Raw genomic sequence first — 23,667 nt, 5'->3', positions numbered from 1 at the left:
GCAGGACTTCTGCGGGGTTCCCAGGTAGCCGGGGACTTCTAAAATCGATGTAGCAACAGGGCTGTTCCCGGTCAGCCGGTAATGCTACGTTGGTTTCGTGCGCCCGTGATGAAGTTTGCTGGCGGAACAACAGTTTTTCCTGAGGTACCCATGAGCTATGTTCTCGCCGTTGACGTGGGAACCAGCTTCACAGCTGCTGCCATCGCCCGTTTTGACCAGGGAGGTTCCTCTCCCGAGTGCCTGCCGCTGGGACTCCGTGGAACCTCGGTACCCTCTGTTCTTTTTTACCCCGACAACGGCCCCGTCCTGGTGGGGGAAGCCGCAGAACGCCGCGGCCTGGATTCCCCCGGGCAGGTGGTGCGGGAATTCAAGCGCCGCGTTGGCGACGCCGTGCCGATCTCCGTGGGCACGCTGTCCCTGGCCGCCGAGGACGTGTTCGCCACCATGGCCCGCTGGGTGGCAGACCGTGCGGAAGAACGCCAGGGGGCGCCGCCGTCGGAAATCATCCTGACGTATCCCGCTGCCTGGGGCTTCCACCGTACCTCCCTCATTAAGGGCGCCCTCGCCGCCAAGGGTCTCCACAACGTCACGCTCCTGACGGAACCGGAAGCCGCGGCCCTCCATTACGCATCCCAGGTTCGGGTGGAGGACGGCAGCATCATCGCCGTCTACGATCTGGGCGGCGGCACCTTCGATACCGCTGTCCTCCGCAAGGAGGCCGGCAACCGGTTTGAACTGCTCGGGAAACCGGAAGGCTTTGAACACATGGGCGGCGCCGATTTCGATGCCGCCCTTTTCCGCTTTGTGGCTGAACATACGGATGGCGCCCTGGCCCGGCTGGACCCGGCAGCCCCCGGAGTGCTCGCCGCGCTTTCCCGGCTGCGGCGGGAGTGCGTGGAAGCCAAAGAAGCGCTCTCCAGCGACAGCGAAGCCAACATCTCCGTGCTCCTGCCCGGCCTCCAGCAGCAGATACGCATGGTCCGCCCGGAATTCGAATCCCTGATCGAAGACCCTGTCCGGGACACCGTGGACGCCCTGGAACAATCCCTTGGCCAGCTTGGGCTGGAGCCGGCGGACCTCACCGCCGTGCTGCTGATTGGCGGATCCTCCCGGATCCCCCTTGTTGCACAGCTGATCTCGGAGCAGCTTGACCGTCCTATCGCCGTGGACGCCGATCCCAAGTCCTCCATCTGCATGGGCGCAGCCGTTTCCGCGGTGCTGGGCCGGGCGGCCCTGGCGGCTGCCGCCGCGGCGGAATCGAGTCCGGCCGAAGCTCCCGGTGAGGCTGTTTCCACCGCCCAGGATGGTGCGCAGGCGCCGCTGCGGCTGGCCAGCTGGTCCCGGAACCCCATGCCTGCCCCGCAGTCCCTGGCGGCGGCAGCCCTCAGCCAGGGCCATGGTGACAAGGGCGGAGCACATGCCCCGAAACCGCGGGTGCGGCTTACTGCCGTGGCGGCCACCGCCGTCCTGTTCACCGTCCTCACTGCCACGGCGGCCCAGAGCCCGGCAGGATTCAACAGCCTGACCTCTGTGTTCGTCCCGCCGGCCGGGGCCTCCAACGACCGGGGTGCGGTGCCCGCCACTGGCGCCGCGGGCGGCGGCAATGGTGCCGGCCCCGCGGCCGGGGCTGCGGGAGATGCCCAGGTCCCGGTGGCGGGCATCGATTCCGGGATGGAGCGGGCCGCTGCCTCCCAGGCACCTGGCCCCGTGGCGGAGGGGAAGCCGAACGGCCAGGTTTCGTCCATCAGGGCCATCGAGAAGGGCGCCTCCGAAGGGCCCTCCGCAAGCGCTATTGCGGCAGGTGAGGCCACCGGCAGCACGGCGCCGGGGGGCCCAGCGACTCCTGACCAAACAACGCCGACCGGCACGCCGACAACTGACGGGGCGACCCCCACCGTTGATCCAACAACGACAGAAGCCACGGAGCCGGGCACGTCGAGCCCTTCGCCCACGGCACCTGGCAGCCAGCCTGAGACGCCGACACCTTATGTTACGGATTCCGGTACGGGGTCAAGTACGGCGGAGCCCACGCCGACGGACACGGCAGCCACACCGAGCGAACCTGGCCGATGGCTTAAACCGGTGAAGGGGAAGCCGCGGGATCGCACGGCTTCCCCGTCACCGACGGTCCAGGTATCGGCGTCCCCCACGGAAAACAACCTCGTCACCTCTGTGGCGGAGGAGTCCGTGGGCTCGGGTCCGTCTGGCACATCCACTGCCACGGACACTGCCACTGCCACGACGACAATTCCGGCGGCCTGACATGGTCAGCTACCAGCCGCACACGCAAAAGACCGCATTCCGCCATCCGGAGCCGGACCATCAGGGGGCGGCACTGCAGAGCGCAGAACTCATGGCAAGCCAGCTCAAAGGTGAGAACGCGGCAGTCCGGGAACTGCTGCTGGCGTTGTCAGTGGGTTTTGCCCTGCCGGGACCGCTGCCTTCAGACCTGCAGCGCAAGATCGACGGGAACGGGGTGGAGAGCCTTGACGCCCTGGTGCAGAGGGCAGAGTCGTCAGGCCTCTTGACTCCTGACGGGGCCGTCGTCGGTCCGGCCCGGCACGCGCTTCTCGCCGTCGCCCCCACCACCAAGGTGCATGCGCTCCAGCGGGAGCTGGTGGGCGTCTACGCGGCCAACGGCCAGCCGCTGGGAGATCTCGCCCGGGAACTGGCACGCACCGGACTTGCCGATCCGCGGGTGGCAACCGAGCTGGAGCATGCTGCGGACAAGGCGCTGGAGCGCGATCCCGGACTGGCGTACCAGCTCTACGATGAGGCCCTGCTGGCGGGCACCGATGAGAAGGCCACAGCGGCCCGGCGTGCGCAGGCCGCGGCGGCCAACGGCGACCTCGACACGGCCACCCGCATCGTGGACACCCTGTTGGGGCAGGACAGCCCACCGGACGTCCGCCGCGCCGCGGATGTGGCAGCCGCGGTATGGGCCCAACGGGGCATGCTGGCCCGCGGAGCTGATGTCTACAGTTGGCTGGGCCCCTCCCGCATCGGCCAATCCGCGCCCCTTGCCGCCGTTACCCTAATCGGCTGCGGTGACCTGTCCGGTGCTGAAAACATCTTCGGGGCCGACGCGCCGCCCGCGTCCCCCACCCTGCTTGCCGCCACCCTTGCCCACCTTGGAAGAGGCATTCTCCAGTCCCTGGCGGGGGACCCGCACCAGGGACTCCAGACCCTGATCCACGCCTCAGACATGCTGAACGCGGCGGGTGCTGCGCTTCCCCTGCCGGAGACTCCGGCTGCACTGGCGGCGCTGGTGGCGCTGCACAGCGGAGAGCCGAACCTGGCGGAAACAATCTGCCGGTCCGCGGCCGCCGCCGGGCAGGGAGGCGATACCGCCAAACCGCGACTCTTCCTGCTGCAGGCGTGGTCGGCGATGATGCAGGACAGGCTCGAGGACGCCCGGCTTGCGATCAACGAGGCATCCAAAGCGAACCACTGGCCGCTGGTGCCGCGGGACGAATTCCTCTGTTCGGCCCTGGAAGTGGGCCTTGCCCGGCGCAACGGCGATTTCCCCGAGCTCATCAAGGCCTGGGAACGGGCGCGCGAAGCGACGCTCCACACCGCCGTGGACCTGTACAGCCTGCTGCCCTGGGGGGAACTCATGATCGCAGCCGCCCGCCTTCGGGAGGGCCGCAGGGTTGCCCCGTACCTCACTGACGCATGGGACCTCCTGGAGCGCCTGGGCAATCCGCCGCTGTGGGCCGTGCCGCTGCACTGGGCTGCCGTCCAGGCTGCCCTGTTGAACGAAAGCCCAGCCGACCTGGCACCGCACGCAGCAGCGCTCGCCCGGGCCGCAGGGCAAAGCCACCTGGCGGCCGTACTCGCAGCGGCTGGCAAAGCGTGGGTAACGGTTCTGGCCGAGAGGTTCCGTCCTGATGACGTCGAGGCGGCGGCACGGGGCCTGGGGCTGGTGGGAATGCCCTGGGAAGGGGCACGGCTTGCCGGCCACGCCGCGGCCCGGGCGGACGAGCGCAAGGACATGGTGCGCCTGCTCTCCTGTGCCCGGGAACTCCACCCCCAGGCCAGTTCGGCGGGCCCGGGGGCTCCGGCGTCCTCCGAAGCCCGCAACGCTCCCCCCACCGAGGCAGGTAATGGCATGCAACCAGACGGCGCAGGGCTGAGTGAGCGGGAAAAGGAAGTGGCCCGGTTGGTGCTCGACGGCAAGACCTACCGGGAAATTGGCGAGGCCATCTACATTTCCCCGCGCACCGCTGAGCACCACATTGCCCGGATGCGGCGCAGGCTTGGCGCGGAAAACCGCTCGGACCTGATGGCCAAGCTGCGCCTTGCGCTTGGCCCGGAGAACCAGGCCCATGACCAGTCCCCCTAACACCCCTAACGGGGACGTCCCCGGTTCCCCACCAGGGGCGCCGGCGGTAAGGGGGACCGGCCCGATGCCGGTTCCCCTTGAGAACAATAGGTTTGATCCAAGGCATCAGGGCCGGCGCACCGAAATGAAGACGATCTGAGGACCAGCACATGACAGTCGCAAAGGAAGTGGTCCAGTTCCTGATGGGCATCTTCGGAGACCGCCAGGCCGCCCAGGACTTCCTGGATGATCCCGAAGGCATCCTGGAGAAGCACGGCCTGGCCGGCGTCAGCCCCGCAGATGTTGACGCCGCCATGCCGGTTGTCCTGGATTACGCCCCCCTGAGCGTTACGGCTTCCACCGTTGACCGGGAAATCAGCGCCGGGACTGGCCACGCCGGGAGCGGCTGGAGCCCGCTTCCCTCCGGCGGAGGCCACGACGACGACCATGGACAGGCGGTGGAACAGCTCACCCACGTCGTGGCCAGCTACTCCTTCCCCTCCACACCGGATGACCGCGGCGCCACGGCGGACCAATCCCCGGCCCTCAACATCTGGGCCGACGGCGACGTGGAGCAATGGTTCGACAACGACTCCGTGCCGGCTTTCGGCGACACCGCCATCGGTGCCGGAACCGGGATGGGTTTCGCTGACATCCGGATCGACGGCCTCTTCGACCTGGACGCGGACAGCGACACCGCGACGGCGGGCGCCGGCGGGGCTGTCCACCCGGCCACCCTGATCGACGAATCCTTCACCGAAGAGCAGCCGGGATTCGTCGAGGTGGATGTGGATACCGCCGGTGCCGGGCTCGAGTTCACGGAGGACGACGCGGCCGCCATTGACATCGACAACGACATCGACGACGCTGGCGCTGGGGAGGCGGCAGACTCCATGGACTTTGGTGCCTAGCAGCCGGACCTCGGTCCCGGAACGATATTTAAGGCGTAGTACAGAGGACAGGCTGTGGCAGAAGCAGGACCGGCACACCCAACAACTCCGGTGACGGCCGGCCAGCTGATCCAGCTTGTGGAGCATGGACTCCAGCTCGTGGGCACCGGAGACCGGGAGGACCTCCGGAAACGCCTTGACCTGGCATTGGGGAGGCTGAGGGATCCCAGCATCCGGGTCATCGTGGTGGGTGAGTTCAAGCAAGGTAAAAGCAAGTTCATCAACGCCCTGGTGGGTGCGCCGGCCTGCCCCGTCGACGACGACGTCGCCACGTCCGTTCCCACGGTTGTCCGTTACGGGGACCCGGCCTCGGCAGCGATCCTGGTCCCCACCTCCGATGCGGACTCCGGCGATGACGGTGCCGTTGACCGCCAACCGATTCCCGTCGCCGACCTCCCGGCGTATGTTTCCGAACAAGGCAATCCCGGCAACAGCAAAAAACTCCTGGCTGCCGAGGTATGCCTGCCCCGCAGGATCCTGGCCGGCGGGCTCATCGTCATCGATTCGCCCGGGGTGGGGGGCCTCGGGTCCGCGCACACCCTGGCCACCCTCACGGCCCTGCCCACGGCCGATGCAATGCTCCTGGTCTCGGATGCCTCACAGGAATACACCGAACCGGAGCTGCGCTTCCTGCGGCAAGCGATGCGGATTACCCCGAACGTTGTGGGCGTGCTGACCAAGACCGACCTCTACCCGGACTGGCGGCGGGTGGAGGAGATCGACCGCTCCCATCTCGGAAACGTAGCGCCCGGGATTCCGCTGTTTCCCGTCTCTTCGGACCTCCGCCTGGAGGCAGCACGCCTGCAGGACAGCGAGCTGAATGAGGAATCCGGCTTCCCCGCACTGGTTGCCCACCTCCGCAGCGGAATCGTGGAAGGCGCACAGCGCCTCCAGGGCCGCTCCGTGAGCCAGGATCTGCTCGCCGTCACCGAGAACCTGCGCCTCTCCCTGCAATCGGAGCTTGAAGCACTCGAGAACCCTGGCGGCACACCCCAGATGATCTCGGAGCTGGAGGCGGCCCGGGCTGAGGCTGACGACCTTCGGAAACGGTCTGCCCGCTGGCAGGTCACCCTCAGCGACGGCATCAGCGACCTCATCGCCGACATGGAGTACGACCTCCGCAACCGTCTCCGCCACATCCAGAGGGAAGCTGAAGCCGCCATTGACCAGGAGGACCCGGGACCGGCCTGGGCTGAGTTTTCCAAGTGGCTGGAAGTATCCACCGCGGCCGCCGTCTCTGACACCTTCGTCCTCACCAGTGAACGGGCGCAGTGGCTGGCCGGGCAGGTGGCTGACCATTTCGCCGAGGACGAAGTCCCGTTGCCAGTGATGCAGGTGTCCCATTCCGCTGACGTGCTGGATCCCGTGGACGCGATGCCGGGGATGGACGCCGGGCACGTCAACCCCGTGCAAAAAGTGCTGATCGGCATGCGGGGCTCCTACGGAGGGGTGCTGATGTTCGGGCTCCTGACCGGCATCTTTGGTATGGCGCTGATCAACCCGCTCTCGCTGGGCGCCGGTATCCTGCTGGGACGCAAGGCATACAGGGAAGACAAGGAAGCGCGGCTCAAGCGCCGGCAGGGGGAGGCCAAGGCCCTCGTCAGGCGGCAGCTCGACGACGTGACCTTCCAGGTGGGCAAGCAACTGAAGGACCGCCTGCGGCTGGTACAGCGCTCCATCCGGGACCATTTCACCGAGATAGCGGACGAGCACCACCGCTCCCTGGCCGACTCGGTGTCCGCCGCACAGAAAGCCGCCAATACCTACGCCCTGGAAAAGGACGCCCGCATCAGGGACATCAAGGCCGAGCTCAAGAAGGTGGATGCACTCCACCGGGCCGCGCAGGCTGTTGCCGCCGAGGTATCCGTGTCCGGAACCATGATGCCGGCGGGCGGCCCCCGATGACTGGTTCAACAGTTGCCGGTGCCGCAGGCCTGGTCCAGGAGGCGCTGGAAACCTACGCGGATGATCCGGCCAGCGTGGCCGCCCTCCAGGGTATTGCCCGGAGGCTCGCGGAACCGCTGCGTGTGGCCATTGCGGGCATGGTCAAAGCCGGCAAGTCCACCCTGCTGAACGCGGTTCTCGGCGAGGAGATAGCGCCCACGGACACGGGGGAGTGCACCCGGATCATCACCTGGTACCGGCACGGGCACACTCCCCGCATCACCCTCCACCCCGCCGGCGGCGAGCCCAGGGTGCTGCCGCTCAAACGCGTGGACGGCCGCCTCGTCTTCGTGCTGGGGGATGTGGACGCGGCGGACGTGGACCGGCTGGAGGTGGAGTGGCCGTCGCCGGCGCTGCGGAACATGACCCTGATCGATACCCCCGGCATCGCTTCGCTGTCCCGCGAGGTGTCCGCCCGCTCCACCGCTTTCCTGGCCCCGGCGGACACTGAGTCGGAGGCCGACGCCATCATCTACCTGATGCGCCACATGCACGCAGCGGACGTTCGGTTCCTTGAGTCCTTCCGGGACACGGAAGCGGGCCGCTCGGGAACGGTCAACGCAATCGCGGTACTCTCCAGGGCCGATGAGGTTGGTGGCGGCCGCATCGATTCGTTGCTCTCAGCGGGAGAGATCGCGGACAGGTACCGCCGTGACCATAACCTGCGGAAGCTTGCCCTGGGCGTGGTGCCGGTGGCAGGACTCCTTGCCCAGAGTGCGCGGACCATGCGCCAGCAGGAGTTCGCCGCCCTCCAACTGCTGGCGGGCCTGGACCGCAGTGACCGCGAGAGGGCACTGCTCTCGGCGGACAGGTTCATCCGGTCCACCATCCCGGAAGGGCTGGCGGCGGAAGCCAGGGCCTCGCTGCTGGCAAGGTTTGGCCTGTTCGGGATCCGGCTGGCCGTCGTACTGATCTCCAGCGGATTCAATGAACCCACCCCGCTGGCCCACGAGCTGGCCCGGCGCAGCGGTCTGGATCCGTTGCTGGACCTGCTGGGCCGCCAGTTCCAGGCACGGGCCGAGGCGCTGAAGGCGCGCACGGCTTTGGTGGCGGTGGAGTCCCTGCTGCGCAACTCGCCCCGCCCGGGCACCGGGCACCTGGCTGCGGCCCTGGAGCGGCTGCAGGCCAATGCGCATGAGTTCCGCGAACTGCGGCTGCTGGCCGTCCTGCGGACCACGGGCGTGCCGCTCAGCCCCGAGTTGGCGGCGGAAGCCGAGGGCCTGATCGGCGGCCGGGGTGCTGCGCTGCACGTGAGGCTGGGTATGGAGCCGGACACGACGCCCAGCGACATGGCTGACGAAGCCCGCCGTTACCTGCTGCGCTGGCGCGCAGTAGCGGAGAGCCCGGTGACGGACGGGCTGGCCCTTGATGCCTGCCGGGTTGTGGTCCGCAGCTGCGAGGGTGTGCTCGCGGAGTCGTCTGCCCGCCAGCGCCAGCGCCAACCGGCCTGAAGGACGGCCGGGGGAGTGTTCCCCGGCGGAGACCTATTTCAGCCCGTCGTTATCGTGCTCGTCGGTCTCGTGCTTGTCTTTCCCGCCGTCGACGTCCTTTGCCTTGGCATCCAGCTCATCCTTGAGCTTCTTGAGGCGGGCGGCTTCCGCCTCCTGCCGGCGGCGGACCTCCAGGTTGCGGAGGAAGTCCGGGTCATCGTCCGGGGCAGTGGGGTGGCGGTAGTCCTGCCGCGGCGGGGGAGTGCCGCGCGGCCGGCCGATCAGGAGCCAGAGAATCGCGCCCAGCACCGGCAGGACGATCATGACCACGATCCAGGCGGGTTTGGAAATTCCGCGGGTAAGGCGCCCGTCGGTCCGGATCACGTCGACGAGGCCATACACGAAGATGGCGAGAATTGCGACGGCCAAAGCCACACGGAAGAGCATGCCATTAAGTCTATCGTCAGGAGGGGCAGGGGCCGCAGGCGGGAGGCGGCTAAACTTGAATAGTGGCCTTTTTGAAATATTCCCTGATCCGCCTGGCTCTCTTCGCGCCCCTGTTCGTGCTCTTCACCTTCCTGGGGCTGGGCGCCCTCATGTCCGTCATCTCCGCGGCCTTGATCGCTTTCGCCGTGAGCTACCTGTTTTTCCAGAAGCAGCGGGACGAAGCCGCGGCGGCACTCCAGCACCGTTTTTCCGGGAGGGCCAAGCCGCTGCGCTCCGCCGGCGAGGTCCAGGACGCGCACGCCGAGGACGCACTGCTGGACGCCAACCCCGGCGTCACCATCAACAATGACGCAAAGGGCCGCAAGCGCCCTTAGGCCCCGCCGCGCTCCGCAGGCTGTGGTCCGCTAGAAACCGCGGCTGAGCACCAGTCCCAGTGAGAACAGCAGGCTGTAGCCGAGGTTGATCAGTCCGGTCTGCTTGAGGACCGGGATGAGGCTCTTGCGCTTGCGCCCGTTGATCATCAGCCACGCGGGCATGAGGCAGGCCGGAATCAGCAGCAGCACTATGAGCATCCACGGCCGGCCGGGAGCCAGGATCACCACCAGCAGGATGGCCACGGCCAGCATCAGCACGTAGCTTTCGCGCGCATGCTTGTCGCCCAGCCGGACCGCCAGGGTCTTCTTGCCGGCCTGCATGTCCGTGGGGATGTCCCGGACGTTGTTGGCCATGAGCAGGGCGGTGGCGATCAGCCCGGTGCCGATTGCACCGATGATGGCGGGCAGGTTGATCTGCCCGGCCTGCGTGTACGTGGTGCCCAGGGTTGCCACCAGCCCGAAGAACACAAACACGAACACATCACCCAGGCCCATGTAGCCGTACGGGTTCTTCCCCCCGGTATAGCCCCAGGCGGCCATGACGCAGCCCAGCCCCACCAGGATCAGCCACCAGCTCTGGGTAATCACTACCAGGACCAGGCCAAACACCATGGCGGCCGCAAACGCAGCAAACGCCGCCCGTTTCACGTGCTCAGGGCTGGCCGCCCCGGATCCCACCAGGCGCAGCGGGCCCACGCGGTCATCATCGGTCCCCCGGATGCCGTCCGAGTAGTCGTTGGCAAAGTTCACCCCCACCTGGAGCAGGAGGGCCACCAGCGCCGCGAGGATGGCGTTGGACAGGAGGAACGAACCCATCTCGTAGGCTGCGGCGGAGCCGATCAGCACCGGCGCAATCGCTGCGGGCAGCGTCCGGAGCCGGGCGCCTTGGATCCATTGTGCGGCTGTAGCCACGTTAAGTACCTCGCGTGTGTTGGGGGCGGCAGGAGGGGGGCCCTGCCGGGTGGTGCAGGTCTACTTTACTTTCCCTGGTGCCGGGCTTTGAGTTCGGCGGTCATGGCCAGGCGGTCCGGTTTGCCGTTGGGAAGCATCAGCAGCGCGGAGGCCGCCAGGACGGTTTTGGGCGCAAGGACCCCCAGCGTCCGGTGCCACTGCTGTTCAAGGACGACGGCGGTGTCCCCGCCTGACGCGCCCGGAGCCGAAGCTGGCGCGGGGTCCGCCAGCGCAACGTAGGCCGCCACGGCCTGGCCCCACTCGGCGGAAGGCACCCCTGCCACGAAAGCCGCGGCGACGCCGTCGGACTTCTCCAGCTCTTCCTGCACGTGCGCGGCGGAAACTTTCACGCCGCCGGTGATGATCACGTCGTCGGCCCTGCCCAGCACGGTCAGCCGGCCGTCGTCGTCAATGCTGCCGAGATCGCTGGTGCGGTACCAGCGCACGCCGTCCTCCTCGAAAAACGTGTCCGTGCTTTCCGGCGACTCGAGGTAGCCCGCAGCAATGGTGTCCCCGCCCAGCAGGATGCGGCCGTCCTCCTCGACCCGGACCGAGACGCCCTCCAGCGGGAAACCGTCGTAGACACACCCCCCGCAGGATTCGGCGGAACCGTAGGTGGTGATCACCCGCACTCCGCCCTCGCGGGCGGCGGCCAGCAGGGATGCCGGTGCGGGGGCGCCGCCCAGCAGGACGGCGTTGAAGCGGCGGAGCACGGCCAGGGTCTCCGGCGACGGTGCGTCGAGGAGCCGCTGCAGCTGGGTGGGGACCAGCGAGGTGAACCGGATTTTGTCCGTGAGTTCCTGTGCCGCGGCGGTGAAGGCCTCGGGGGTAAAGCCGTGGGACATGTCCATGACCCACGGGCGGGTGCCCGCGAACAGGGAGCGCACCAGCACCTGGATGCCCGCAACGTACTGCACGGGCAGCGCTAGGAGCCACTGGCCTTCGCCCTTGAGCGCCAGGGCCGTAGCCATCGAGGACGCCGCCAGAGATTCGACGGTCAGCACCGTGGCCTTGGGTGCGCCGGTGGAGCCGGACGTGCGGACCACGGCCACCGCGTCATCGCAGCCCGGAGTCTCCACGTGCCCCACCACCAGGGTGCCGTCCTCGCCGACGGAAAGTTCGACGGCGGGTCCCTCGCCATGGAGGGCGGCCGCCAGGGCTGTCAGTGCCGGCTCGATGTTGATGGGGCCAGCGGCTTTCGCTGGAGTATTCATGTTCCGCTCCTGCCTAGAAGTAGTGCGGGAAGGTGGACCAGTCGGGTTCGCGTTTTTGCAGGAAGGCTTCCTTGCCCTCCACCGCCTCATCCGTCATGTACGCCAGCCGGGTGGCCTCCCCGGCGAACACCTGCTGCCCGGCCAGGCCGTCGTCGGCAAGGTTGAAGGCGAACTTCAGCATGCGGATGGCCTGAGGCGACTGCCGTGCGATGTCCGCGGCGTACTCCAGGGCCACCTCTTCGAGGCGTTCGTGGTCCACGGCCTCGTTGACGGCACCCATCCGAACCATGTCCTCAGCGGAATATTCGCGGGCAAGGAAGAAGATTTCGCGCGCCGCCTTCTGCCCGATCTGGCGGGCCAGCAGGGCCGAGCCGTAGCCGGCATCGAAACTGCCCACCGTGGCATCCGTCTGCTTGAACTTGCCGTGCTGGCGGGAGGCGATGGTGAGGTCCGCCACCACGTGCAGGGAGTGCCCGCCGCCGGCCGCCCAGCCGTTGACGACGGCGATGACCACCTTGGGCATGGTCCGCATGAGCCGTTGGACTTCCAGGATGTGGAGCCTGCCAGCGCGGGCGGGGTCGATGGTTTCCTGGGTTTCGCCGTCTGTTTCTTGTATTACATACCGGTAGCCGTCACGGCCCCGGATCCGCTGGTCTCCACCCGAGCAGAACGAGTGCCCGCCGTCCTTGGGGGAGGGGCCGTTCCCGGTGAGCAGGACGGTGGCAACGTCCGGGGACATCCGGGCGTGGTCCATGGCCCGGTAGAGCTCGTCCACGGTGCCCGGCCGGAAGGCGTTGCGCACCTCGGGCCGGTTGAACGCGATCCGGACGGTCGGCAGGTCACGCACCCAGCCGCCGTCGGAATCCCGCTCCACCTGCCGGTGGTAGGTCATGTCCTGGAAGTCCTCGAAGCCGGCCACGGTGCGCCAGCGGGAGGGGTCGAAGACGTCGGACACCTGTGCGGGAATCTGTTTGCTCACCGTGCAAGTCTAGTAATCGGCCTCAGCTGATGCAGAACTCGTTGCCCTCGGGGTCCGCCATGGTGTGCCAGGAGTGCGGCCCCTGGCTGGCCGTCCACAGGAACGTGGCGCCCCGGGCCTCAAATTCCCGGCGGACCTCGTCCTTGTCACGGCCGGCCAGGTTGATGTCCCAGTGCACGCGGTTCTTCACCGTTTTGGCCTCGGGCGCCGTCTGGAAGAGGAGGCGCCGTTCCGGCGCCTTGGACTCCAATTCCTCCGTTGGGCGGATCGCGCAGCCTTCGCGCCACACCAGGTTGCCCCGGTGGGTCATGGTCATGTCCTCCGTGGCGAAACCCTGCTCGATCATGGAGCGGATGAAAGCGGCGTCCTGTGGCTCCACGGACCACACCCGAGGGATTCAGCCCACCAGTCGGCAAGCTCGTGCGGACGGGTGCAGTCGATGACTATCTGGATGTTCAGTCCCATCCCACCAAGGTACGGTGGCACGTGCTGCCGGGGAAGGCCTGGCAAGCATTGTATAACGATAGAAAGTTCTCTTGACACATTGTCATGACATAAGTCACAGTTGGGCGGAAAGGCTTTTCCCTCCCGGATTGTTTTCCGGCGGGCAGCGCCACCACTTTCACCCAGGGCCGCCAACGGAGGGCCTGGAGCCCAGCGAGAGACAGGACAGACCATTGTCAGAGAAGACAAGAATCTCCAGCATCAGCCGCCGCCAGTTCGGACTGACGGCGTTCGGACTCTCGGCCCTGGCCACGGGGCTTACCGCCTGCGGCAGCAGCGGCGGAGGCGGATCGGAGGGCGGCGCAAAAACCCTGCAGCTGGTCCTCTCCGGGGACACCAACCAGGGCGGCGCCTTCGCGGCCGCGGCCAAGAAGTACCAGGAAGCCACCGGCATCACCATCGAGGTGGTGGACGTTCCCACCGCGGATATCACCACCAAGCTCAAGAACGCGGCCACGGCTAATGATCTCCCGGCCCTGGCCCGCGTCACCGGCCTGGATCCGCTGTGGGTCAACCAGCTCCAGGACCTCTCGGACATCGCCCAGTCCCGCGGAATCGACCAGAACTTCCTGCAGGAATCCCCGGACGGCATCATCCCCGCCATCCCCTCCGACCTCACCGCCGTGGGCCTGTTCGTCAACAAGAGCCTGTTCGACAAAGCCGGCGTCAGCTACCCCACCGACATTGCACAGGCGTGGACCTGGGACGAGTTCGTGGCTGCGGTCAATGAGGTCCGCGAGAAGGCCGGCGCCAAGTACGGCTTCGTGATGGACCGCTCCGGCCACCGCCTGCGCGCCATGATGTACGAGTTCGGCAGCACCGCCTTCGCCAAGGAAGGGGACAAGTACTCCGCAGATGACGAGGCCGTGGAAACCCTGGAGTACTTCCAGAAGATCAACGATGACCAGACCATGCCCAAGTCGGTCTGGCTCAGCGGCGAGGACGGCAATGCGATGTTCAAGAGCGGCCAGGTTGCCGCGTACTACTCCGGCAGCTGGCAGGTGGCGGACTTTAACAAGAACATCAAGGACTTCGAGTGGCTCTCCGTGCCGCTGCCCAAGAAGGACGTCAGCGCCACCAACCTCGGCGGCGGCTTCATGATCGCCTTCAAGGACACCGGCGCCGACGAGGAAGCCAAGAAGTTCATCGACTGGTTCTACGAGGACGCCAACTACACCGAGTTCGCCAAGCTGGGCGGCTACCTGCCGGTGAAGGACCTGCAGGTGGAGTACCCGTTCCAGCAGGCCTCCTTTGAGCTGTACCAGAAGCAGATCGCCGGCAACGAGGCCAAGGGGGACAACGCCATCAAACGCGTGGTGGCCGAGGCCTACGCGGAAACCCCGTTCTCCGGCGACCCCCTGCGCGAAGAGACCGTCAAGATGCTCTCCGGCAGCCAGGATGCCAGGACCACGGTGGACAACATCGTGAAGCTCTACAACGGAGCCTGATCCGTGGCCAACCCAACCATGAGCACCACGGTGGCGCCGCGGGTACCGGAACCGGGTGCAGTCCGGAGCAAGTCCCAGCAGAAGCGCCGGAACCGCTATGTCATCGCACCGCTGGTCCTCATCGGCGTCAACGTGGTGCTCTTCCTGGTCTTCTTTGTCTGGCCCGGAGCGCTGGGGCTGCTGTATTCCTTCACGGACTACCGTGGCGTGGGCAAGCTGAACTTCATCGGCCTGGCCAACTTCCAGAAGCTCTTCGCGGACGGCACCTTTTACGCCGCCCTGGGCAGGACCTTTGTGTACACGGTCCTGTCCGTGCCACTAATCTACGTCTGCTCCCTTGGGGTAGCCGCGCTGCTGGTCAGCAAGGCTGTCCGGGGACGCACCGCGGCCAAGATCGTGATTTTCCTGCCCTGGCTGATTTCACCCATCGTGGTGGGCGTCATCTGGAAGTGGCTGTTCGGCCAGGACTTTGGGTTCGTGAACTACCTGATCACCAGCGCCGGCGGCAGCGCGGTCCCATGGTCCAGCAACGGCAACCTGGCCCTCACGGTGGTCATTTTCGCCTCCGCATGGGGCGGGACGGCCTTCAACATGCTGCTCTTCATCGCGGCCCTGAAGAACATCCCGGAAGCCCTGCTGGAGGCAGCGGAACTGGATGGCGCCAACGCGTGGCAGCGCTTCCTGAACGTCACCCTCCCGGGCATCGCACCGACGTCGTTCATGGTCATCCTGCTCTCCACCATCCATGCCATGAAGGAATTCGCCATGATCCAGGCGCTGACCAACGGCGGCCCCGGAACGGAGAACACCCTGATCGTGCAGTACATCTACAAGACCGGCTTCGAGCAGTCCAAGGTGGGGTACGCGAGTGCCGCCTCCATGGTGCTGATGGTGGTCCTGCTGGCGATCGCCCTCATCCAGCTGCGCTTCAACCGGAAGAAGGCCTGACCATGGCAACAGCAGCCAACCTCCCTCCCGCCATCGCGGAGGAATCCGCCCTCGGAGCCGAGAAAGTGGAAGCCGCCAGGGGCGGGCGGGGACAACGGGGCCCCCGAAGCAACCGGGAAGGCCGGGCCAGGCTCTCCGTCCCCCTCACCGTGCTCATGTGGGTCATCGCGGCAATCTACGCACTGCCGCTGCTCTGGTTCCTCCTCAGCTCCTTCAAGCCGGGCAGCGAACTGTTCAGCTACCCGCTGTCCATGATTCCGCGGGAATGGACCTTCCAGGGCTTCGTGGATGCCTGGGAACGGGTGGACTTCGCGCAGTACTTCCTGAATACGGCAACGGTTGCCATCGTCACCACGGTGCTCACGGTGTTCTTCAGCGCCTGCACGGGCTACGCGCTGGCCAAGTACAACAACAAGGGCACCCGGCTGTTCTTCGTGTGCATCCTGGCCACCACCATGCTGCCCACCGAGGTGATCCTGAACCCCACGTTCACGGTGATCCGCGATCTGGGCCTCTACAACTCGCTGGCCGGCATCATCGTGCCGTCCGTCCTGACGGCCACGGGCGTGTTCATGTTCCGGCAGTTCTTCCTCACTGTCCCGGATGACCTGCTGCACTCGGCCCGGATCGACGGCGCCAGCGAACTGGCCATCTTCTTCCGGATCATGCTGCCGCTCTCACGGCCCATCCTGTTCACGCTCGCCATTTTTTCGTTCCAGTGGCGGTGGAACGACTACATCTGGCCGCTGATCGTCCTCAACGATCCCAAGTGGTACACGCTCCAGGTGGCCCTGCGCAGCATCGTGGGTGCGGAAAACATCGACTGGCCGGTGCTGCTGGGCGCCTCGGTGATCTCCATCCTGCCGCTGGTCCTGGTGTTCTTTGTGTTCCAGAAATACGTGCTCAACGCTGATGTCAGCGCGGGCCTGAAGGACTAGCGTCCGGCCACGGCACACCACCCCGCCAGCCTGCCCCCGGGCAGGCCCATGAAAGGTAAGAACATTGCAGACAGCTTCGGCCGACGCCGCATTCCTGAACCGCGTGGCGGAGGCGGCGGACCAGTCCGTGCAGGCGATGCTGGAAACGCACGACGCCGGTGTGGCGGCCTTGGCGCACCGGCCCGCCATGGGCAGGCTGCTGGCGATGGTGGCGGTCTTCACCGAGCCCGGCTCCGGCTTTTACGGGGCGGACGGGCTGCGGGAGCCGATGTCCAGGTGCCTGGACCGGCTGGAACAGCTCCAGGGCCCCACCGGCCTGTTTGACGGCACCAACCTGTGCTCACCGCCTGACTCCGCTTTCACGCTCAATGACGTGTGCCTTGCGTTGGGCCTGATCCGGGAACTGGACAGCCCGCCGGACCCGGTGCTTGCCGGGGTGGATGCCCGGCTCAGCCGCATTGTTTCCCGGGCCACGGACGCCATGGTTGCGGGCGGGGTCCACACGCCCAACCACCGGTGGGAGCTGTGCGCGGCGCTGGCGCAGATGGACCGGCTGCAGCCGCGGCCGGGCATTGCGGACAGGATCGCGGAGTGGCTGGCCGAGGGGATCGACCAGCTGCCGGACGGGATGTACTCCGAGCGCAGTCCGCTGTATGCCACCGCCGTCACCAACCCGTCCCTGCTGACCATCGCGGACAGCTCCGGGCGGCCGGAACTGCTGGACCACGTCCGCCGGAACCTCACGGCGTTCCTGCCGTGGTTCAGCCCGGACGGCAGCGTGGAGTCGGTGTTCTCTCGCCGCCAGGACCAGTGGATGACCTTCGACGCCGCCCCCTTCCTGCACCTGTACCGGCGGCTGGCCAACCAGGACGGGCGGCAGGACTTCGCCGCCGCAGCCACCTGGCTGGAGGCGTTGCCCCTGCATGAGCCGGCCAAGCTGCTGGCGCTGTCCCGGCTGGACCCGTGGCTGCGGGAGGTGCTGCCCGGAAACCGCCCGGGTGAAGGGGTGCCGCCGTCGTCGGACAATTCATTCCACGCCGCCATGGCACCCGCGGGAGCTGCGCTGGAGAGCTGCGGCGCGTACCGGTTCCGGGGCGCAGGATCGGTGGCCACCGTGTTCGGCGGCTGCGACGCCCTGGTCCCCGGTGTGGTGTCCGGGCTTGCCACGAATCCCACCTTCCTCCGCTTTGCGCACGGCGCGGCGGTGCTCACGGACGTCCGGTTGTCGCGCAGCTTCTTTGACCTGGGGCCCTTCCGCAGCCAGCACACGGTGGCGCGCGGGAATGCCGTGACCCTGTCCGAGGAGCTGGAAGCCAACTTCTACCTGCCCCTTCCTTCCCAGAAGCGGCGGGCGGACGGCATCTACACGCTGCAGCACGAGGGCCGGTTCAGCGCCGGCATGGACTTCAGCAGCCGCCCCACCGTGGTCCACCGGCTCGCCACGGACATAGCCGTGCAGGCTGGCGGCGGACAGGCGGTGCTGGACGTCAGTTTCGACGGCGCGGACACGGCCTTCGCCCTCGAGCTGACGTTCCGGCCGGGTGGAACGCTCGACGGCGTTATCCCCCTGGGCGGGACCGGCGCCTTCCAACTGGTGGAGGGGATGGGCCGCTACGAGGTGGGCGGGGACGCCATCGAGTTCGGGCCCGGTTTACCTGCCGGCCCGGACACGCCGGCTGCCTACAACCCCGGCGAAAGCTACCGGTACCTGGCCGGGACCAACGCGACCGGAGGCGTGAAGGTGTACATCACCGGGCGCACCCGCGGCAGCCACCGGTTCACGCTGCGCGGCGTGCCCCGGAGCTCCTAGGGCTGGACCTGCTGGAGCTGTTCGAAAACCTCCGGCGGGATGGCGTAAATGAACACCACGGCCAGCAGGTTCTTTGCCGCATGCACAAAGTAGGCGAACACCAGGTTCTTCCCGGTCCACACGTACACGAACACCAGCGTGGCGCCCATGGCCAGGTAGGGAAGCAATGCAGTGAAGGTGACCGCCTCCTGGCCCACGATGTGAAGCGCCGCGAACAGCACCACGGACAGGGCGCAGCAGATCCAGATGTTCACCCGCCGGCTCAGCTTGCCAATCAGCAGGTGGCGGAAGATGTACTCCTCCACGAACGGTCCCACCACCACCAGCAGCGGGACCATCAGCCAGGCCGGGATCTGCTGGGCCAGTTCCTGCAGTCCCGCCTGGTTCTGTGACGTCTGGGCCTCGCCGCTCAGGGCGACCACCACGGCGGTCAGGATCATCATGGCAATCACCGCGGCCGGGACCATCAGCAGCGTGAACCAGGGCCGGGTGGCCAGCACCCTGAGGTCGCGGCCCACCACCTTCCGGGCTGCCAGCACGGCAAGTATGCCCACGGAGGCATAAAAGAGCAGGTTGACCGCGTAGGAAGCTGCCGCCGGGCTGGGGGCTATCTGGCGCAGGAAGGGAGCCAGCAGTTCACCGGCCACGGCAAAGAAGCCGGCGATGGCCACGTAGGTGATGAGGGTGGCGAAATCCAACGGCTTGAAGCGGTACAGCTCCGGCTGCGGTGCGGGTGGTATTCGGTGGGCGGTAGCCATAGCTTCAGCCTAGCCTCCCAACCAGGTAGCAGCAGATGTCGGATTCAGCGGTCAAACGGACATCTGCTGCTACCTGGATGGGCCGGGGTGCGTTGCTGGCCGAAACGTGCTTCCCGTAGAATCTTCGGTATGCCTAAATTTATGTTTCGGTGCGCCAAAGTAGCCGCCCGGACCCGCCCCGGGCGGGCGGTGCGTCTCCGCGCCGCAGCCGTGGCCGCCGTCGTGCTTTCCCTTGTGCTGACCGCCTGCGGCGGGGGAGCCTCCGGCAACGGAGACGGCAAACCCGTGGTCCTGACCACCTTCACCGTGCTGGCCGACGTGGCCCGGAATGTTGCGGGGGACAAGCTCACGGTGGAGTCGATCACCAAGGCCGGCGCAGAGATCCACGGCTACGAACCCACCCCGGGGGACATCAGGAAGGCCTCCAAAGCCGACCTCATCCTGGACAACGGACTCAACCTGGAGGCCTGGTTCGGGCAGTTCGTTGAAGGGCTGGACGTACCGCACGCTGTGGTGAGCGAGGGTGTGGAAGTGATGTCCATCAGCGAGGACTCGTACCAGGGCAAACCCAACCCGCACGCCTGGATGTCGCCGGTGAATGTGCAGACCTACGTGGACAACATGGTCCGGGCCTTCAGCGAGCTGGACCCGGACAACGCGGCTGCCTTCGCAGCGAACGGCGACGCCTACAAGGCCGAGCTCCAGGCTGTGCAGGACCAGATGACCGCCAGCCTGGCCGGCGTCCCGGAAAACCAGCGCGCCCTGGTCACCTGTGAAGGCGCATTCTCCTACCTGGCCCGCGACGCCGGGCTGAAGGAGGTCTACATCTGGGCGGTCAACGCCGAACAGCAGGCCACCCCGCAGCAGATCACGCGGGCCATCGAATACGTCAAGGCAAACCAGGTTCCCGCGGTATTCTGCGAATCCACAGTGTCCGACGCCCCCATGCAGCAGGTGGTGGAGGCCACGGGCGCCCGCTTCGGCGGCACGCTCTACGTGGACTCCCTCTCGGAAGCGGACGGGCCGGTCCCCACCTACCTGGACCTGATCCGGCACGATGCAGAGGTCATTACCAAGGCCCTCACCGCCGGAGCGGGATCATGAGCACCCCGGCCATCGCCGTGGACAACGTCACGGTGCACTACGGCGAGGTCCTGGCCCTCGACGCCGCCTCCCTGACGGTGGACCCGGCACGGATCTGCGGCCTGGTGGGCATGAACGGCTCCGGGAAATCCACCCTCTTCAAGGTGATCATGGGAATGGTCAAGCCCGACGCCGGCACCGTGCGGATTGGCGGCCAGTCACCTTCCAAAGCACGCCGTGAAGGTGGGATCGGCTACGTTCCGCAAAGCGAGGAAGTGGACTGGCAGTTCCCGCTGTCCGTGCGCGATGTGGTGATGATGGGCCGGTACGGCCACCAGGGGTTCACCCGCCGGGCATCCAAGGCCGACAGGGCTGCCGTTGACGAGGCGCTGGACCGGGTGGAGCTCGGCGATTACGCCGGCCGCCAGATTGGCCAGCTGTCCGGCGGGCAGAAGAAGCGTGCCTTCGTGGCCCGCGGCATCGCGCAAGGCGCCACCATCATGCTGCTGGACGAACCCTTTGCCGGCGTGGACAAACGGTCCGAGGCCACCATCACCCGCCTGCTGCGCGAGCTCGCCTCCGACGGCTGCACCATCCTGGTGTCCACCCACGATCTCCATGCCCTCCCGCAGCTGTGCGACGAAGCCGTGCTGCTGATGCACAAAGTCCTCATGCACGGCCCGCCGGAGCTGGTGCTGCAGCCGGAAAACCTCGCCATGGCGTTCGGCCTGGACGTGCTCAACCGGAAGGAAGCGGGCTGACGATGGAACTCCTCCTCGAACCCCTCAGCTATGACTTCATGGTCCGGGCCATCGTCACCACCGCGCTCGCCGCCGTCGTCTGCGCAGTGCTCAGCTGCTGGCTGGTCCTGATTGGCTGGTCCCTGATGGGTGACGCCGTCTCGCATGCCGTCCTGCCCGGCGTTGTGCTGGCGTACATCGTGGGTGCCCCCTTCGCGCTGGGGGCGCTGGTGTTCGCCCTGATTGCCGTGACCCTGATCGGAGTAGTCCGTAATACCAGCCGGGTTAAGGAGGACGCCGCGATCGGCATCGTGTTCTCCTCCCTCTTTGCCCTGGGCCTGGTGCTGATTTCCGTCACGCCCAGCCAAACGGACCTGAACCACATCATCTTCGGCAACCTGCTGGGCGTGAGCATTCCGGACCTCATACAGGTCCTGGTGCTGGGCGTTGTGGCTTTCGCCATCCTGATCCTCAAGCGGCGGGACCTCACGCTCTACGCGTTCGACCCCACCCACGCGCACGCCATCGGACTGTCCCCACAAAGGCTGGGGGCGCTGCTGCTGGGCCTGCTTGCCCTGACCTCCGTGGTGGCGCTGCAGACCGTGGGCGTGGTGCTGGTGGTGGCCATGCTGATCATCCCCGGTGCCACGGCCTACCTGCTGACGGACCGGTTCTCGCGGATGCTGGTCATCGCGCCGGTAGTCTCGGCAGCCTGCTCCATCACCGGCATCTACCTCAGCTATTACCTGGACACAGCCTCCGGCGCCATGGTGGTGCTCACGCAGGGTGTGGTCTTCGCCGTCGTCTACCTCTTCAGCCCGCGCCAGGGGCTGATCGGAACCCGGCTGGCGAAGGCGCGGCGCAGGAAGGCCGCTGTGCTCGCCGCTGCCTGAACCGGTCAGCGCGTGACCCGGCTTCCGCTTGACTCGGCCACCCGCGGCGGGCAGGCTGGAGCGATGAAGTCCTAGCCAGCAGCCGGCCCTGCCGGGCTGCCTTCCCGAATCCAGGGCCGCCGTCGGGGACCGGAAAATCCGGTCCACGCCGCGGCCACACTGCGGAACTTTGCGAGGACTTCCCTTGACTGAACACCTGACCCTCTCCGGCGTCTCCCACGGCTATGGCGACCGCCTGCTGCTGGACGGCATCACCCTGGCCATCACCCCCGGCGAACATGTGGCCGTCGTCGGCGAAAACGGGGCCGGCAAATCCACCCTGCTGCGCCTCCTGGCCGGCCTCGAAACCCCGGACGAAGGCGCCGCGGCAATCCACGGCCGGGTGGGCTACCTGGCCCAGACCCATGGCCTGCCGGAATCCTTCACCGTGGGTGCCGCCGTCGACGCTTCCCTGGCCGCCCTGCGTGCCCTCGAAGCGGAGCTCGACCGGCTGGAGGCGGGGCTGGCCGACGCCGGCGACGACGAGCTGGAAACCTACGGCAGGCTCCAGACGGAATACCAGCTGCGGGAAGGCTACGCGGCGGAGTCCCGGGTGGAGGCTGCGCTGGACCGGCTGGGCCTGGGCGGCCTGGACCGGAACCGGGTGCTGGGATCGCTGTCCGGCGGGGAGCAGGAACGGGTGGCCTTGGCGTGTGTCCTGGCCGATCCCGCGGACATCCTGCTCCTGGACGAACCCACCAACCACCTGGACGCCCGCGGAACGGCCTGGCTGGAGGACCGGCTGGCCGCCCACCGCGGCACCGTGGTGGTGGTTTCCCATGACCGGGTGCTCCTCCGCAAGGTGGCCAGCACCATCATCGAAGTGGATGCCGAGCGCCGCGCCGTGACCCGCTACGGCAACGGCTACGACGGCTACCTCCGGGAGAAGGCAGCCGAACGGGCGCGCTGGGTCCAGCAGTACCACACCTGGATTGATGCGATGGAGTCCGAAAAACGGCAGGCAGAGACTGTTGCCGGCACCATGGGGTACGGGCGCAAGCGCGACGGCGACAAGATGGGCTTTGACTTCAAGGCAGGCACCTGGCAGAAGGCCGCCAGCAGCCAGGTCCGAAACGCCCAGGAACGCCTGCGCCGGCTCGAAGCCAGCCCCGTGGACCGGCCGCCCGTACCCCTGCGGCTGAACGTCGATCTCGCCGCGGACCCGGGTGCTGCCGCTTCCGATGCTGAGCTTTCCGGTGTGGGGACTTCCGGGTCAGCGCAGGACGGCGCGCCGGTGCTGGCTGTGCACGGGGTGGGCGTGCCCGGCCGGCTGGGAACCACCGACTTCCAAGCGGGCCCCGGCGAGAAGGTCCTGATCACCGGGCCCAACGGCGCGGGCAAATCCACGCTGCTCTCCGTCCTTGCCGGAACCCTGGACCCGGCTGCCGGTTCTGTCACGCGGCCCGAACGCGTCGGCTACCTGCAGCAGGAACTGGAGCTGCCGCAACGGCCCTCCCTGCGCCTGCTCCCGGCCTTCGCCGCGGGCCTCGGCGGCAACATCGACGAGCACGCCGAGGCCCTCCTCCGCCTGGGCCTCTTCCGCACCAGCGAGTTCCACGTGCCCGTGGGAAGCCTGTCCGCCGGCCAGCAGCGAAGGCTGGCCCTGGCCCGCCTGCTGCTGGGCGGCTACGGAACCCTGGTCGTGGACGAACCCACCAACCATCTGGCGCCCGTGCTGGTGGAACAGCTGGAGGCGGCGCTCGCCGGCTTCACCGGGACCCTGGTGATGGTCAGCCACGACCGTGCCCTGCGGGAGTGGTTCGCGGCGTGCGCGCGGCGGAGCCGTGGTGAGGCCGGCCCGGAAGGCACCCGTGCCGGGCACACCGCCGTCGGACGCTGGACCCGGTATTCCATGGACAAGGGCGTGCTCGCGCCGGTCTAGGGGCAGGCCCG

At 67.3% G+C, this 23,667-nt stretch carries 19 protein-coding genes and 1 pseudogene; 14 read left to right on the top strand and 6 right to left on the bottom strand.

Annotation, left to right across the window (positions count from 1 at the left end; all coding sequences use genetic code 11):
* Positions 1–150 precede the first annotated feature (150 nt).
* The 5 genes from AC6CHP_RS11025 to AC6CHP_RS11005 all read left to right on the top strand — a co-directional run bounded on the left by AC6CHP_RS11025 (position 151) and on the right by AC6CHP_RS11005 (position 8,669).
* Positions 151–2,262 carry an Hsp70 family protein gene (locus AC6CHP_RS11025; RefSeq protein ID WP_498229836.1) on the top strand — a complete coding sequence of 704 codons (2,112 nt, stop codon included), beginning with the start codon at positions 151–153 and terminating at the stop codon, positions 2,260–2,262.
* A gap of 1 nt (position 2,263) precedes the next feature.
* Entirely contained in the window at positions 2,264–4,345 is a 2,082-nt protein-coding gene (locus AC6CHP_RS11020; RefSeq protein ID WP_498229834.1) for a LuxR C-terminal-related transcriptional regulator, read from the top strand.
* Positions 4,346–4,494: 149 nt separating this feature from the next.
* Positions 4,495–5,235 (top strand): IniB N-terminal domain-containing protein, encoded by a 741-nt coding sequence (locus AC6CHP_RS11015; RefSeq protein ID WP_498229832.1) that lies wholly within the window; start codon positions 4,495–4,497, stop codon positions 5,233–5,235.
* 54 nt (positions 5,236–5,289) lie between these two features.
* Entirely contained in the window at positions 5,290–7,179 is a 1,890-nt protein-coding gene (locus AC6CHP_RS11010; RefSeq protein WP_498229830.1) for a dynamin family protein, read from the top strand.
* Entirely contained in the window at positions 7,176–8,669 is a 1,494-nt protein-coding gene (locus AC6CHP_RS11005; protein WP_498229828.1) for a dynamin family protein, read from the top strand. Before AC6CHP_RS11010 ends, AC6CHP_RS11005 begins: the two co-directional genes overlap by 4 nt.
* 33 nt (positions 8,670–8,702) lie before the next feature.
* Here AC6CHP_RS11005 and AC6CHP_RS11000 read toward each other — a convergent pair whose 3' ends face one another.
* Positions 8,703–9,095, bottom strand: coding sequence for a PLD nuclease N-terminal domain-containing protein (locus tag AC6CHP_RS11000; RefSeq protein WP_104184650.1), 393 nt, complete (start codon positions 9,093–9,095; stop codon positions 8,703–8,705).
* A 62-nt stretch (positions 9,096–9,157) separates the two neighbouring features.
* On the opposite strand from AC6CHP_RS11000, the gene AC6CHP_RS10995 reads away from it, so the two are divergent.
* Positions 9,158–9,469 (top strand): DUF4229 domain-containing protein, encoded by a 312-nt coding sequence (locus AC6CHP_RS10995; protein WP_498229826.1) that lies wholly within the window; start codon positions 9,158–9,160, stop codon positions 9,467–9,469.
* A gap of 30 nt (positions 9,470–9,499) precedes the next feature.
* Here the strand turns inward: AC6CHP_RS10995 and AC6CHP_RS10990 are convergent, their stop codons facing one another.
* From AC6CHP_RS10990 to AC6CHP_RS10975, 4 genes and pseudogenes are all read right to left on the bottom strand, one after another.
* A complete protein-coding gene (locus AC6CHP_RS10990; protein WP_498229824.1) occupies positions 9,500–10,381 on the bottom strand; it encodes a 1,4-dihydroxy-2-naphthoate polyprenyltransferase in 882 nt (293 codons plus the stop codon).
* A gap of 65 nt (positions 10,382–10,446) precedes the next feature.
* Positions 10,447–11,634, bottom strand: a complete 1,188-nt coding sequence (locus AC6CHP_RS10985) for an AMP-binding protein (RefSeq protein ID WP_498229822.1) — start codon at positions 11,632–11,634, stop codon at positions 10,447–10,449.
* Between the two features lie 13 nt (positions 11,635–11,647).
* The gene (locus AC6CHP_RS10980) at positions 11,648–12,613 is read right to left on the bottom strand and encodes a 1,4-dihydroxy-2-naphthoyl-CoA synthase (RefSeq protein ID WP_188726904.1); all 966 of its coding nucleotides are present in this window, start codon (positions 12,611–12,613) and stop codon (positions 11,648–11,650) included.
* 22 nt (positions 12,614–12,635) lie between these two features.
* Positions 12,636–13,078: pseudogene (locus AC6CHP_RS10975) on the bottom strand (VOC family protein).
* 212 nt (positions 13,079–13,290) lie between these two features.
* On the opposite strand from AC6CHP_RS10975, the gene AC6CHP_RS10970 reads away from it, so the two are divergent.
* From AC6CHP_RS10970 to AC6CHP_RS10955, 4 genes are all read left to right on the top strand, one after another.
* Entirely contained in the window at positions 13,291–14,565 is a 1,275-nt protein-coding gene (locus tag AC6CHP_RS10970) for an ABC transporter substrate-binding protein (protein WP_498229820.1), read from the top strand.
* 3 nt (positions 14,566–14,568) lie between these two features.
* The gene (locus AC6CHP_RS10965) at positions 14,569–15,513 is read left to right on the top strand and encodes a carbohydrate ABC transporter permease (RefSeq protein ID WP_498229818.1); all 945 of its coding nucleotides are present in this window, start codon (positions 14,569–14,571) and stop codon (positions 15,511–15,513) included.
* A 2-nt stretch (positions 15,514–15,515) separates the two neighbouring features.
* Positions 15,516–16,451, top strand: coding sequence for a carbohydrate ABC transporter permease (locus AC6CHP_RS10960; protein WP_219816793.1), 936 nt, complete (start codon positions 15,516–15,518; stop codon positions 16,449–16,451).
* Positions 16,452–16,515: 64 nt separating this feature from the next.
* Entirely contained in the window at positions 16,516–18,261 is a 1,746-nt protein-coding gene (locus AC6CHP_RS10955) for a hypothetical protein (RefSeq protein WP_498229815.1), read from the top strand.
* Here AC6CHP_RS10955 and AC6CHP_RS10950 read toward each other — a convergent pair.
* On the bottom strand, positions 18,258–19,019 hold the full coding sequence (locus tag AC6CHP_RS10950; protein WP_427115647.1) for a CPBP family intramembrane glutamic endopeptidase: 762 nt from the start codon (positions 19,017–19,019) through the stop codon (positions 18,258–18,260). The genes AC6CHP_RS10955 and AC6CHP_RS10950 overlap by 4 nt on opposite strands.
* A gap of 129 nt (positions 19,020–19,148) precedes the next feature.
* Between AC6CHP_RS10950 and AC6CHP_RS10945 the strand changes: the two genes are divergently transcribed.
* From AC6CHP_RS10945 to AC6CHP_RS10930, 4 genes are all read left to right on the top strand, one after another.
* Positions 19,149–20,123, top strand: a complete 975-nt coding sequence (locus AC6CHP_RS10945; RefSeq protein WP_377194281.1) for a metal ABC transporter substrate-binding protein — start codon at positions 19,149–19,151, stop codon at positions 20,121–20,123.
* A complete protein-coding gene (locus AC6CHP_RS10940; RefSeq protein ID WP_104184641.1) occupies positions 20,120–20,863 on the top strand; it encodes a metal ABC transporter ATP-binding protein in 744 nt (247 codons plus the stop codon). Before AC6CHP_RS10945 ends, AC6CHP_RS10940 begins: the two co-directional genes overlap by 4 nt.
* 2 nt (positions 20,864–20,865) lie before the next feature.
* A complete protein-coding gene (locus tag AC6CHP_RS10935; protein WP_174177909.1) occupies positions 20,866–21,735 on the top strand; it encodes a metal ABC transporter permease in 870 nt (289 codons plus the stop codon).
* A gap of 184 nt (positions 21,736–21,919) precedes the next feature.
* Complete coding sequence (locus AC6CHP_RS10930; RefSeq protein ID WP_498229812.1) at positions 21,920–23,656, top strand: ABC-F family ATP-binding cassette domain-containing protein; 1,737 nt, start codon at positions 21,920–21,922, stop codon at positions 23,654–23,656.
* The last annotated feature ends 11 nt before the right edge of the window (positions 23,657–23,667 follow it).

Source organism: Pseudarthrobacter sp. GQ63, from assembly GCF_059758765.1.
The sequence above is the reverse complement of the archived record's forward strand: the minus strand, read 5'-3'. Positions and strand labels throughout refer to the sequence as shown.